10 protein-coding genes are annotated in these 13,356 nt (G+C 52.3%); 8 read left to right on the forward strand and 2 right to left on the reverse strand.

The window, feature by feature from the left end; all coding sequences use genetic code 11:
• Positions 1-101 precede the first annotated feature (101 nt).
• Entirely contained in the window at positions 102-2,108 is a 2,007-nt protein-coding gene (gene tkt, locus QJQ48_RS23240; RefSeq protein WP_346293634.1) for a transketolase, read from the forward strand.
• A 214-nt stretch (positions 2,109-2,322) separates the two neighbouring features.
• On the opposite strand, the gene QJQ48_RS23245 is transcribed toward tkt, so the two are convergent.
• Positions 2,323-3,495 carry a caspase family protein gene (locus QJQ48_RS23245; protein WP_346293635.1) on the reverse strand — a complete coding sequence of 391 codons (1,173 nt, stop codon included), beginning with the start codon at positions 3,493-3,495 and terminating at the stop codon, positions 2,323-2,325.
• A gap of 277 nt (positions 3,496-3,772) precedes the next feature.
• Between QJQ48_RS23245 and QJQ48_RS23250 the strand changes: the two genes are divergently transcribed.
• From QJQ48_RS23250 to cbiT, 3 genes are read left to right on the forward strand one after another with little or no spacing between them, the layout of a single operon-like run.
• Positions 3,773-4,234 carry a VOC family protein gene (locus QJQ48_RS23250; protein WP_346293636.1) on the forward strand — a complete coding sequence of 154 codons (462 nt, stop codon included), beginning with the start codon at positions 3,773-3,775 and terminating at the stop codon, positions 4,232-4,234.
• Positions 4,235-4,251: 17 nt separating this feature from the next.
• Complete coding sequence (locus QJQ48_RS23255; protein ID WP_346293637.1) at positions 4,252-5,742, forward strand: aminotransferase class I/II-fold pyridoxal phosphate-dependent enzyme; 1,491 nt, start codon at positions 4,252-4,254, stop codon at positions 5,740-5,742.
• 57 nt (positions 5,743-5,799) lie between these two features.
• Positions 5,800-6,399 (forward strand): precorrin-6Y C5,15-methyltransferase subunit CbiT, encoded by a 600-nt coding sequence (cbiT, locus tag QJQ48_RS23260; protein WP_346293638.1) that lies wholly within the window; start codon positions 5,800-5,802, stop codon positions 6,397-6,399.
• Here cbiT and QJQ48_RS23265 read toward each other — a convergent pair.
• Complete coding sequence (locus QJQ48_RS23265) at positions 6,396-8,942, reverse strand: ATP-binding protein (protein ID WP_346293639.1); 2,547 nt, start codon at positions 8,940-8,942, stop codon at positions 6,396-6,398. The genes cbiT and QJQ48_RS23265 overlap by 4 nt on opposite strands.
• A 398-nt stretch (positions 8,943-9,340) precedes the next feature.
• Here QJQ48_RS23265 and QJQ48_RS23270 point away from each other — a divergent pair, with 398 nt between their 5' ends.
• The 4 genes from QJQ48_RS23270 (at position 9,341) to QJQ48_RS23285 (ending at position 13,265) form a co-directional block, all read left to right on the forward strand.
• Positions 9,341-10,207, forward strand: coding sequence for a circadian clock protein KaiA (locus tag QJQ48_RS23270; RefSeq protein ID WP_346293640.1), 867 nt, complete (start codon positions 9,341-9,343; stop codon positions 10,205-10,207).
• A gap of 50 nt (positions 10,208-10,257) precedes the next feature.
• On the forward strand, positions 10,258-10,572 hold the full coding sequence (kaiB, locus tag QJQ48_RS23275; RefSeq protein ID WP_346293641.1) for a circadian clock protein KaiB: 315 nt from the start codon (positions 10,258-10,260) through the stop codon (positions 10,570-10,572).
• A gap of 123 nt (positions 10,573-10,695) precedes the next feature.
• Positions 10,696-12,261, forward strand: a complete 1,566-nt coding sequence (gene kaiC, locus QJQ48_RS23280) for a circadian clock protein KaiC (RefSeq protein ID WP_346293642.1) — start codon at positions 10,696-10,698, stop codon at positions 12,259-12,261.
• A 140-nt stretch (positions 12,262-12,401) separates the two neighbouring features.
• Positions 12,402-13,265 (forward strand): lamin tail domain-containing protein, encoded by an 864-nt coding sequence (locus tag QJQ48_RS23285; protein ID WP_346293643.1) that lies wholly within the window; start codon positions 12,402-12,404, stop codon positions 13,263-13,265.
• The last annotated feature ends 91 nt before the right edge of the window (positions 13,266-13,356 follow it).

Here is a 13,356-nt window from a genome sequence, read left to right on the forward strand (position 1 = left end):
GCAAGAGCGTCTAAAAATTTAAGGACTTCAGGGCGTTAATACTTCAGGGCGCTAACACTGATGACCCAGGCTCCTTGTACCGTTACTCAATCATTAGGACTATGGCTGTCGCAACCCAATCTCTGGAAGCACTTTGCATCAACTCAATCCGTTTTTTAGCTATTGATGCTGTTGAAAAAGCTAAATCTGGTCACCCTGGCCTGCCAATGGGGGCGGCGCCAATGGCGTTTGTCCTTTGGGATAAGTTCATGCGGTTCAACCCTAAGAACCCCCAGTGGTTTAACCGCGATCGCTTTGTGCTTTCAGCGGGTCATGGCTGCATGTTGCAGTATGCCCTGCTCTACCTGACGGGCTATGACAGCGTCAGCCTAGACGATATTAAGCAGTTTCGCCAGTGGGGTTCCCGCACGCCGGGACACCCCGAAAACTTCGAGACAGCCGGGGTCGAGGTGACAACCGGGCCTCTGGGACAGGGCATTGCCAATGCGGTCGGCCTAGCGATGGCAGAAGCCCATCTGGCTGCTCGATTTAATAAGCCAGACTGCACCCTGGTAGACCACTACACCTATGCGATTCTGGGTGATGGCTGCAATATGGAAGGGGTTTCGGGTGAAGCCTGCTCTTTGGCGGGACATTTGGGCTTGGGTAAGCTGATTGCCCTCTACGACGACAACCATATTTCTATTGATGGTTCGACTGATATTTCCTTCACCGAGGATGTCGCCAAGCGGTTTGAAGCCTATGGCTGGCACGTTCAGCACGTAGAAGACGGCAATACCGACTTAGATGCGATCGCCAAAGCGATCGAAAATGCCAAGTCCGTGACCGACAAGCCCTCGCTGATCAAAGTTACCACCACCATTGGCTACGGCTCGCCCAATAAAGCCAATACGCCGGGCGTCCACGGGGCAGCCCTAGGCACTGATGAAATTGTCGCTACCCGCGAGCATCTTGGCTGGAACTACGGCGATTTTGAAGTACCAGAAGATGCCTTCAATCACATGCGCCAGGCGATCGATCGCGGTTCTAGCTACGAGGCCGAGTGGGAAGAAACGTTAGCCACCTACCGCACCCAGTATGCAGAAGCGGCGGCGGAGTTTGAGCGGATGCTCTCTGGCAAGCTGCCTGAGGGCTGGGCGGACGGCCTGCCGACTTTCACACCTGCCGACAAAGGAACCGCGACTCGTAAGCATTCTCAGGCGACGCTGAACGCTTTGGCTCCGGCTTTACCCGAACTGATTGGCGGCTCCGCTGACCTGACTCACTCCAACCTCACAGAACTCAAGATTTCGGGCAGCTTTCAGCGCGGCCAGTACGAAAACCGCAACCTACGCTTTGGCGTCCGGGAGCACGGCATGGGCGCTATCTGCAACGGCATTGCCCTGCACAACTCCGGGCTGATTCCCTACTGCGCTACTTTCCTGGTCTTTGCCGACTACATGCGGGCCGCGATTCGTCTGTCAGCCCTGTCTGAGGCGGGCGTGATTTACGTCATGACTCATGACTCGGTCGGTTTGGGTGAAGACGGCCCCACCCACCAGCCAGTCGAAACCATTGCTTCTCTGCGGGCCATCCCCAACCTGACGGTGATTCGTCCAGCCGATGGCAACGAGGTTTCCGGTGCCTACAAGATTGCCGTTGAAAACCGCAAGGCGCCGACTCTGATCGCCTTCACCCGCCAGAACGTGCCTAATCTGGACGGTTCTTCGATTGAGAATACCGCCAAGGGAGCCTACGTGCTCTCAGGCGGCGAAGAAACCCCCGACATCATTCTGATTGGTACCGGCAGCGAAGTTTCTCTCTGCGTAGAGGCAGCCGAGCAGCTTCGCGGTGAAGGTAAGAAGGTGCGGGTCGTTTCCATGCCTTCTTGGGAGCTGTTTGAGGCCCAAGACGCGGCTTACAAGGAGTCCGTACTGCCCAAGTCAGTCACCAAGCGTCTAGTGGTAGAAGCGGCTTCTAGCTTCGGCTGGTGTCGCTATGCCGGATCTGAGGGTGACATTCTCGGCATTGAGCGCTTTGGGGCTTCAGCTCCGGGCGGTTTGGTGATGGAGAAGTTTGGCTACACCGTTGAGAACGTGCTGTCGCGGGCCAAGGCGGTTTTAGGCTAAGGCTGCCAATTAGCCAGTCGCATAGGAGTTACGCCGTTTAAAATTCGAGACGCTAGCAGTAGTGATGGGATTCCCCTTGCCCCTTGTTTAAGGGGAGTGGCGGCAGCCAGGGGGATCCTGTGATTAATTAAAATCTCGTCAAGAGCGTAAGTCCTGTTGTTTAAAAATGATCAGCACCGGGCGGGGTAGCTACTAGCTGCCCCGCTTGCCCTGTTTAGGCGACTGTTTCGCGATCGATCTCGGCAAAGGTGGCGATCGCTCGTTTACCGTTCACGACTTCAATAGCTGGCTCTCGCGGCCCGGTTTCAGCCGGCAAAATGGCAGGTTCCCGCTGAGTTTGGGTCTGCTCTTCCACAAACTGAACTTCGTCATTGGTGAGCTGAAGCTGATTTTGCAGCGATCGCAGCCGCCGCCGGATAATCTGACGCGGTGGATTTTCTAACTGGATGGCCTCTAGATAAACTTGCTGATACTGGTCAAGCTTCTGCCGCTTTTCGGTGTGGGGTAAAAGCACTTGAGCTTCGATCGCCTCAGCGACTTGCGACGATAAAGCTAGATTGGCTCTAAGAAAATCCAAAATTTTACGGCTTTGCTCAGTGAGCGTGCCATAGCTAGCCGCGACGTATTCTTCTACGCTGCGCCGATATTCCTGCTCAGGTGTGTAAGCCGGGAGCTGCATCAGCGTCAGTTGGGCGCTGTCTCCGAGCGCGTACAGGAACGGATAAATTTCCAGGTTGGCTTCGTGGATTTCGCGGTAGATGTAGTGATGCAGCTCAGCGGCCGAGATAGCCCCATCCCCGTTAATGTCGGCTAGCTCAGTGCGAATACCTTCGGTCAAAATTTGGGTATAGAGCGGCAGCGGCCCCTTATCAGTCAGGGTGAGGGACTGACCGCTACAGGCCAGGACCACCCGATTTTCGCTGGCGAGATGGGCTAAATTGACCGAGCCTAAAATCGAAGAATTTTCGGTCAGAGCGCCGTACCAGCTACAGTCTAAGATCATAATTTGTCGCTGAGATAGGCTACTGTCGAGCGATCCTTTGAGAAAGGCGGCTGAAAGGGCGGTGGTCTGTAAATAATGAGGATCGGTATTGGTGGCGGCTAGATAAATCTCTTTAGTTTCAGCAGTCATCAAACCCGCACCAAAAAAATAGAGCAGACGCAAATCCTCGGCAGCAGCGTTAGTGCAGAGCCGCGTCACAGCCTGTCGCATCTGCTGGGCGTCCGGATTGATCAGCGTTTCAACTTCCGCTTTTTGAAAAGGGCCATGCTCTGAAATTATTACCTCCCGTAGCGCTTGTACAGTTTGCGTTGCGGCCCCTAATGGATGAGACGGTAGCCAAGCCCCTGTTCTATCGATCCCGATTAGCAATGCTTTATTCGTCATTTTGCTCCCCTCTGGCCCTTATAGACCTGTAAAACCAGGCCCACATACGCTTTTCTAAACTAAAAGCCAACTGTCAGGATGTTTGGGGCTTTTACTTAGACAGCTTTTCTGTAGATAAAGACCTCATGATTGTTTTGGTATTTTGTTCAGAGCGACTGTCATCATCAGGCCAGCGGCCCCCACCTATGTCCTGTGCAATCACTTTGATCAGCAGCCGCAGCCAGCGACCCGCTGACAATTGCTATATCATCAAAAGCAAGTCTGAGCCGCATTACTTATGTCTGACCTTGTGACCACATCGCCCATGAGACTGCCCAAACAAACGCTCAGAGGCATTCACCACATTGCCCTCAACGTTCAAGATATGATGGCCTCCCGTCGGTTTTATGGCGAAATTTTGGGACTGCATGAGCTGACAGGGACAGAAGTTCCTAAAACCCTTAAAGAGCTGGTAGCAGCCGGGAAAGTAGCTAACTTCAGGCTGCCGGACAATACCATCCTGGATTTATTTTGGGAGCCAGAGCTGTCACCGCCTGCTGCCGATCCGCAGCAGCAGTTTACCCGGGCCAACCATTTAGCCTTTGACATTGCCCCGGAGCAGTTTGATTTAGCGATCGCGGTGCTGCAGGCCAATCAGATCCCGCTTGATCACGGCCCGGTCAGCCGCCCTACCGGACGCGGCATCTACTGCTACGACCCAGACGGCTTCCTGGTAGAAATTCGCTGCGATCCAGCCTAGCGGGCTGTCAGTTCGGCATGGCTATCAACCGAGAGCAGCCCAGTAGATTTGAGGCTGAGCAGCGACAAGCGCCGTTAGTCACGGCTCTACAGCAGTGCGCCCTGCGATCGCAGGCGGCTTTTTACACTCCTGGGCACAAACGGGGGCAGGGAGCTACCCAGCTTCTACGCGAACTCATTGGTCAGAAGGCACTGCAGGCGGATTTGCCGGAACTACCGGAGCTGGATAATCTGTTAGCCCCCGCTGGCCCAATCCAGGCAGCGCAAAAACTAGCCGCCGCTGCCTTTGGAGCTGAAGAAACCTTTTTCCTCGCCAATGGCTCTACCTGTGGCTTGCAGGCGGCTGTTCTAGCGGTTTGCCAGCCTGGCGATCGCATCTTGGTGCCGCGCCATGCCCACCGCTCGCTCTTTACAGCTCTTGTCCTGGCCGGAGCTGTCCCCGTTTGGCTACAGCCTGCCTATGACTCGGACTGGGATATTGTGCGCGGCGTGACCCTGGCCCAGGTGCAGCGGGCTCTGGTTCAACACCCGGCGATTAAAGCCGTTGTGTTAGTTTCACCGACCTATTTGGGGCTTTGTTCTGAAGTCGCCGCGATCGCCCGGCACGTGCATCAGTTTGACCTGCCGCTGATTGTAGACGAGGCTCATGGCGCTCATTTCGGCTTTCACCCCGATCTGCCCGCCGCTGCCCTCGCCGCTGGGGCAGATATCGCCGTGCAGTCAACCCACAAGGTTCTTTCGGCCCTGACCCAGGCGTCGATGCTGCACGTTCAGGGGCAGAGAATCAATCGCGATCGCCTGCGACAGGCTTTGGCAATGATCCAGTCCAGCAGTCCTAGCTATTTGCTACTGGCCTCTTTGGACGCGGCCCGTCAGCAGATGGCAACCCAGGGTTATTCGCTTATGAAGCGAACCCTGGAGTTAGCGACAACAGCGCGATCGCGGCTTAGCCGTATATCCGGTTTGCGCGTTTTATCTCCTGCGGCGGTGGCTCCTGATCGGCTCGATTTGACCCGGCTGACTGTTGAAGTTGTGGGTTTGGGGCTAAATGGATTTGACGCCGATGAGTGGCTGCACCATCGGCTTGGCGTAACGGCTGAGCTGCCCACGGCCAGACACCTGACCTTCATCGTCAGTTTGGGCAATACGGCGGCAGACCTACAGCAGCTTGTCACCGCCTTTGAGCAGTTGACCCCCCAGGCGAGTCATCAATCGCCGCCGCCTGGCTCGCCGCTGCCTCCCTATTCGGCGGTGCCGTCCCTGACGCCGCGACAGGCTTTTTTTGCGCCGACTCAAACGGTCCCTGTGCAAACCGCCCTTGGCGAAATTAGCGCTGAGCTGATCTGCCCCTATCCGCCGGGCATTCCCCTCATCTTTCCGGGAGAGAAAATTGGGCCGGAGGCGATCGCCTATTTACAGACTATTTTGGCAGCCGGGGGCACTCTCACAGGCTGCGCTGATCCCAGCTTACAGACCGTCAGAATCATCTCGTCGGCGAGCCTAGCTTGAGTAATTCGTTTAACCTGATGAGGACTGATACCTTTATCCGCACCATCTAATAGCACAATGGCTTCTCTGTGGCCCTATATCACGCCCGGTATTCCTGACGCTTTGTTTGAGCAGCTTCCCGGTATTCCCATGAGCAAGCGGGAGGTGCGGCTATTGGTCTTGAGCTACCTGCGGCTGAAAAAAGACTCCAGGCTGTGGGACATCGGCGCGGGTACCGGCACGATTGCGATTGAAGCAGCACTGCTGTGTCCGACAGGGCAAATTGTTGCCGTAGAGCGCGATCGAGACGTTGCTAATTTAATTCGGCACAATTGCGATCGCTTTCAGGTCAGCAATGTGGACGTGATTGCAGGCAGCGCCCCCGACTGTTTAGCCCACCTTCCCCCCCAGCCCGACTGCATTTTGATCGAGGGGGGACGACCGCTGCAGGCAACGGTGAAAGCCGCTTGGCGATCGCTGAGTGCGGGCGGCCGCTTCGTTGTCACTGTCAGCAATTTAGAGAATCTGTATCAGGTATCCGAAAGCTTTGCCGAGCTGCAGGTGCGCAATATTGAGGTTGTCCAACCCGCCGTCAATCGGCTAGAAAGACGCGGCTATCATCAAGTTTTTGCCGCCGTTGATCCCATTTTCATCTTCAGCGGCGAAAAGCTGGATTAATGGGACTGACAGGTTTGTATCGCCACTTGAATCACCTCTAGCAAGGGCGAGCTGGCGGCATTAGCCGAAGCACTTTCCAAAGAAGCCAGACAGGGGAAAACCCTCAGTGTGGCTAGCTGATTGGCAAACTGGGTAGCTGCATTGGTCAAAGTCACGACAGGTAGGCTAGACAGTGCTGGCTGTCGGCTCAGCCGTTGCAGACATGTTTCCGGATTATCGATCTCAGGATCGAGCAGAATCACTTGAGGCCGCCAAATTTGGCTTAAAAGCTTGGCCTGATCTACATCATCTACCTCCAACACGCGGCACTGATACTGCTGGAGGAGGCGATCTACCGGATTAGTAGAGTGGCTCAGGGTTTCTGCCTGCTTCAGCAACAGCACAGTCACATCTGCCAGGGTGGGCGGTACGGGCCTGAAGCGAGCCAGCAGCGGCTGCAGCGCAGTCGGATCAAGCGGCACAGGTAAAACATGATCCACCTGACTGGCTTTAGCAACCTGGGTTTCGGCGGCAGCGATCGCAATTAGCATCGGCGGTTCAGCCTCAGCTCGTAGCTGCTTGATTAACAAATCGCTGCTGTCAGCCACCGCCAGATTCAGCAGAACGGCTTGGGGCCGCAGCTGCTGCACTTTCTCTAAAAGTTCTGGCTGGGAACGGGCGATCGCCGATAGACAATCCAAAGATTCAATGGCCTGGGCTAGACTCTCAATCTGACCTGGATCTTGCTCTAGCAAAATCACCAGGGGCTTATCGGCCATCGAATTGGGCTGCGCGATCGCCTCTGGCAGGGTTGAGACAGCAGGCAGCAGCAGGGTGAACTGGCTGCCCTGGGTTGCTTGAGAAACAAAGCTGATCTCGCCGCCCTGCAGACGAGCTAGCTGCCGCACTAAAACAAGTCCCAAGCCGGGACCGGTAAAGCGCTGCGTTAAAGGATTCTCAATCCGCTGCAGGCGGTGGAAAATGAACCGCTGCTGCTCTGCCGGAATGCCTACTCCCGTATCCCACACGCTCAATAGGATCCAATCTCCCTGGTGCTGCACGGTCAGCCCGATGTCGCCCGTTTCAGGAGTACACTTGAGCGCATTGCTAAACAAATGAATCAAAACCTGCTGCAGCCGCAGCTCATCGACAACCAATCTTTCTAACCCCGGCTCAATCTCCAGATGGAACTGGTTGAGGGTTAGAGGATGACTACGAGCTTCCCCCTCCCCTCGAGCGCGGTTGTAATCCTCTGCCTGTAGCAGCGCCTGATGGCAGAGATCGGCTAGCTTAACCGGCTCCATCGTCAGCGTCATCTGGCCTGACTCAATGCGAGTGAGATCTAGGATTTCGTTGACGGTTGCTTTGAGGCTGCGGGCATTTTGATAAATCAGGGCGGCGTAGCGGTTTTGGCGATCGCTCAGGGGGCCTAAGCGCGGATCTTGCAGCAGCTTAGAAAGTCCTAGCAGCGACGTTAGAGGGGTTTTCAGCTCGTGGCTGAGACAGCCTAATAGCTCGGCTCTAAGCGTGTTGGTGCGCTCTAAGTCTGCATTGCGATCGCTGAGATCCTGCAGGTGCTGCCAGGTTTCTAGGGGCTGAGCCACCAGCAGCCAAAATCGCAGCAGCGGCGTGGCGGGTGCTAAATCGGGGATGGCGCAAACTTGCTCAAGCATGGCCATGTTAGACGCTAACTGCCAGTCTGGGACAGAATCAGCAAGATAGGCCAATTCAGCCAAATTAACTTCTAGGGGAACTCGCCAAACTCGCCACGCAGGCGCTCCTTCTGGGGGCTGGGCTGCAGCCGCGATCGCGGGCAGAGGATGCGGATCTAGATCTGTTACCAACTGGTGGGCGTCCTGGCTAAGCCCAATAGCGGCTGCTCGCTCTTCTAAAGAGGCCAATAGAGAGGGACTCTGAACTGCAGCAGCAGGCATTTTCTCCAGGCTGCTGTGATGCACCTGCCAAGTCTCTGTCTGTCCCAGTACTCGCCCATCGTCTGCCTGTAGCTGTAGCGGCAGCGGCATCTGCTGCAGAACTTCTAGCAAAATTTTTTGACACAGATTGCTCAAGTCAGCCGTCGCCCTGAAGCGCTGTAGTAGCCGATCATTAGGCAAAACTGGCTTCTGTGCTTTGGCTTCTGTAACTGACGGCCTCAGAGAGGGTATGGCCTCTGGGTTGGCGGCTACAAACTGTAGCAGTTTTGAGCTATCAAGCAGACCGAGATAGTGCGATCGCTCATCTACCACTGCCCAGTGGCCCTGTCTTTGCCCTAGCTGCTGCCACAGGAAAGGTAGCGGCGTCTCGACGGAAATAACCCGTAGCGGTTCTACGTCAGCCGCAAAATGCGGCATTAAAAGGGTAGAACCGGGCAGGCTCTCTGTTTGCAGCAGGCAAGCGGCAATCTGAACTGCCCTAATGACGCCAATTGGATACTGAGCAGCGTCCAGCAGGACTAAATCATCTTGCTGAGAACGACAGCAGCACTGCCATGCCAGCTCTAATGTGCTTGACTGCTTGCAGCTAGGCGCCGGACTCAAAAACTGAGCAATTGTGGGTGTAGCCATGAACTAGGGAGGTAGGTGCCTCCTGAAATTGCTGAAGCGGTTGCAGTGTCACGATGAAGTGTCTGGGAAGCGGTATGCTGGTTTTGGACTGATTCAACTTAGCTAATCAAAGTCGATTGATCAAGGGCGCTTAGAGCAAACCTTTAGACCCACATCATCTATATATCATCAATGCCCAAGCCGGTCAGCGCTAGAACATTAGCTCCGTAATCAGGCCACATCAATCCCCACCTCAATTATGAGCATAGCTTTTCATTTCAAACGCCTTTGACCTTACAATAATTGTTAAGAATCTTGCAATAATACAGGCGGTGACTGGGAAGGCGATCTGTAATGATCTGGCGCAATGCTGGCTGTAGGTGATTTGTCAAACCTTTTTCTCTATTTCTGAAAGCATTTTGCCCTCTCAATTTCTCGTTGGTATTTTTGCTCCGGCTCCAACATTGGCTGAGACGCTCAAACAAAATCTCAGTCAAGACTCTTATGTATTGAAGCAGATACCGGACGAAGCGACGCTGCTGGACTGGTCTACAGCTAATCATCAGCAAATTGACTGCCTCATCTTGCAGCGGAGCGCAAACCTTGAGCATATACTCGCGCAGCTAGAAGCCAAAGAGTCCCTGCTGCCGATTATTGTCATCGATAGCGGAGCTGATACCGTAGCACCTCATCAGGAGACAGAAGCTGATTCAAGCGTGCTGCCTACCCTACAGGCTGTTGTGACTTATTTAGATCACAAAAATCTCAACGATTTAGAAAACTGTATTCACCAAGCTATCAACCGATTTGTCACTCTAGCTGTCAGCGATCGCGATGCTGATAATTCTCCTAGAGCCACCGAGAGCCGCAGCGCCTTGACCAGCAAGCAACAAAAGCTTGCTAAAAAACTGAAGGAGCGTTTAGGGTATCTTGGAGTTTACTACAAGCGCAATGCCCAAAACTTTTTTCGCAATATGACCCGCGCAGAGCGCCAAGAACTAATAGATAAGTTGAGCAGTGACTATCGCAGTATCGTTTTGAGCTATTTTTCTGAAGATTCTGCCCTCAATCAGAAAATTGATGACTATGTCAACATAGCTTTTTTTGCCAATATTCCGGTCTCTCAGATTGTTGAAATTCACATGGATCTGATGGATGAATTTTCAAAGCAGCTGCAGCTTGAGGGACGCAGTGAAGAGATTTTGCTGGACTACCGCCTCACCCTAATTGATGTGATTGCCCATCTCTGCGAAATGTATCGCCGTTCTATTCCTAGAGAACCTTAAAACTTATCTTTGCGCTTACCTGAAATTCTGCAAGCTAAAACTTAAGAGCTATGAGTCCGCTTAAAAAAACTTATATTTTGAAGCTTTACGTAGCGGGCAACACGCCCAACTCGATTCGAGCCCTGAAAACCTTAAACAATATTCTCGAACAGGAGTTTCAGGGGGTCTATGCGCTTAAAGTGATTGATGTGCTTAAGAATCCCCAGCTAGCAGAAGAGGACAAAATTCTAGCAACGCCGACTTTAGCTAAAATTTTGCCGCCGCCAGTGCGCAAAATAATTGGGGATCTTTCCGATCGAGAGCGCGTTCTAATTGGCCTGGATCTTTTATACGACGAACTGCAAGAAGAGGAGCGCTTTAGCTAGAGCAAATTTTAGATCCTCGATACAGACCCAGACTTTTTTCGCTATCAACCTCTCAAAGAATTTTTAATGGTTTTTCCTTTCCCTTTTTGTAGTTATGTTTAGTATTTCTCTTTTGATACTCCTATGAGCCAGTCTTCTCAAGATGAAAAAGCTTTACCCAAAAAAAAGCTGACAGGCGTTCAAAAGATTCGCACCATGATTGAGGGCTTTGACGATATTAGTCATGGCGGTCTTCCAGCGGGTCGGACTACGCTGGCGAGCGGTACCTCCGGTACCGGTAAAACCCTGATGGCAGTTCAATTTCTCTACAACGGCATTGTCCATTTTGATGAATCAGGCGTCTTTGTCACCTTTGAAGAATCTCCAGAAGATATCATCACTAATGCTCAGAGCTTTGGCTGGGATTTACAACAGCTTATAGATGATGGCCGACTATTTATTTTAGATGCCTCTCCTGATCCTGAAGGCCAGGATGTTGTAGGCAATTTTGATCTCTCAGCCCTAATTGAGCGCATCCAATACGCCATTCGCAAGTACCAGGCCAAACGGGTTTCGATTGATTCAGTCACAGCCGTTTTTCAGCAATACGACGCGGCTTCTGTCGTACGACGAGAGATTTTTCGGCTTGTCGCTCGTCTCAAGCAGACGGGAGTGACTTCTATCATGACGACCGAGCGCGTAGATGAATACGGGCCAGTAGCCCGCTATGGCGTTGAAGAATTTGTTTCCGACAATGTGGTCATTGTGCGCAATGTCTTAGAAGGTGAACGTCGTCGCCGCACGATTGAAATTTTAAAGCTGCGGGGAACAACTCACATGAAAGGGGAGTATCCCTTTACAATTACCGATCAGGGCATCAATATCTTCCCACTGGGGGCTATGCGGTTGACTCAGCGATCGTCTAACGTCCGAGTTTCATCCGGCGTTAAAACGCTGGACGAAATGTGCGGTGGCGGCTTCTTCAAAGACTCAATTATCCTGGCTACGGGAGCAACCGGAACCGGCAAAACATTGCTAGTCAGCAAATTTTTAGAAGATGGCTGCCGCGCCGGAGAGCGAGCCGTCTTATTTGCTTATGAAGAGTCTCGCGCCCAGCTTTTCCGCAATGCCTATTCCTGGGGTATTGACTTTGAAGATCTAGAACAGCAGGGTTTGCTGAAAATCATCTGCGCTTATCCAGAATCAGCCGGACTGGAAGATCATCTTCAAATTATTAAGTCTGAAATCACTCATTTCAAGCCATCTCGCATGGCGATCGATTCTCTCTCCGCGCTCGATCGCGGCGTTAACAATAATTCGTTTCGTCAGTTCGTGATTGGGGTTACGGGTTACGCTAAGCAGGAAGAAATTACCGGGTTTTTCACCAACACGACCGAGCAGTTTATGGGATCGCACTCTGTTACAGATTCTCACATCTCTACGATTACAGACACCATCCTGATGCTGCAGTATGTCGAAATCAGAGGTGAAATGTCTCGCGCCATTAATGTCTTCAAGATGAGAGGTTCCTGGCACGATAAGGGCATTCGCGAGTACACCATCAGCGAAAAAGGTCCTGAAATTAAAGACTCTTTCCGTAACCTGGAGCGAATTATCAGCGGTTCCCCCACGCGAATCACAGTGGATGAAAAAAGCGAGCTATCGCGAATTGTTAAAGGGGTACAAAGCGATTCTTTGGGTAAAACGTAGACAGGTTAGCCAATCCACTAATCTACAACTGAGTCAGCTATTACCTACAGACGGGAAGATCTACATTAGCTAGGTAGGCGCTAAACTTAGGTAATCTTTCCTAAATCAGGGGGCGTCTCAGTATTATGAAACCAATAAGGATGAACTATCGGTTTCCACCGGTAGTTCTTGGAATCGTAGGCTGTAGTCTGCTGGCGATGGGGCGTTCTGCGTATGCAATTGGCCTTGTCCCGACAGAGATTATGTATGATCCCAATAGTGACTGGAATGGTGACTACGCCTGGATTGAACTCTACAATCCCCATGAATATGATGTTGACCTCTCCAATCATGTCTTTGCAACCAATCGCTCAACGCCAGGCATTATCCCTCAAGGCAGTTTGATTGGTGCCCGCTCGTCCGCCGTCTTGTATGGTAGCGTTGTTCGAGATCCTCAGAATGACTGGGGCAATAATGGGTTACGTTCTCTACCTGACATGTGGACTGTAAAGAACGGGCAGGAGATCAACTTTATTCCTGTTTTCTTTCCTGACTGCAAGCTAGGCCACGCTCCTTACTGCGAGTTTTACCTACGGGGCCAAGTTATGAGATTCGGGTTGTGGTCTACAAACGCATGGAACAATACCCCTGATTTTTCTAGGGCATATTTAGACTTCAGCTTTGAGCGCGCCACTGAAAAATTTAGCTCTTCTTTTCCGACACCTAACGATAGCGCTTCAATCTATTTAAAGGATATTACGTTAGATCCAACGGTTGGCAGCCACTGGCAGCTCAGCGTTCCTGGCGTTGACGGCGCCTATGCCGTCTCTGCCAATCAAGTTGGTAACATAGCTGCTCATCCATCTTTATATGGTTCAAAGGATGTGGGTTCCCCCGGATTTGTGTCACAAAATCCGCCCGTTCCTGAACCGTCTATGTTCTTAGGAGCGATCGCAGGGAGTCTTGTTTTAGCACTCAAGCAGATTCGTCAAAAATATTTCAAACTCAAAACGAGCAGTCGATAGCTACACTGCAGCTTTTTTCAGCTCAACAGCGCATATTTAACTTACCTAATATGCCTGTTAAGAACTTGCTCTTTGAAAAATCAAGACATGT

The organism is Sphaerothrix gracilis Ecp01 (genome assembly GCF_030405905.1).
GTDB lineage: Bacteria > Cyanobacteriota > Cyanobacteriia > Phormidesmidales > Phormidesmidaceae > Sphaerothrix > Sphaerothrix gracilis.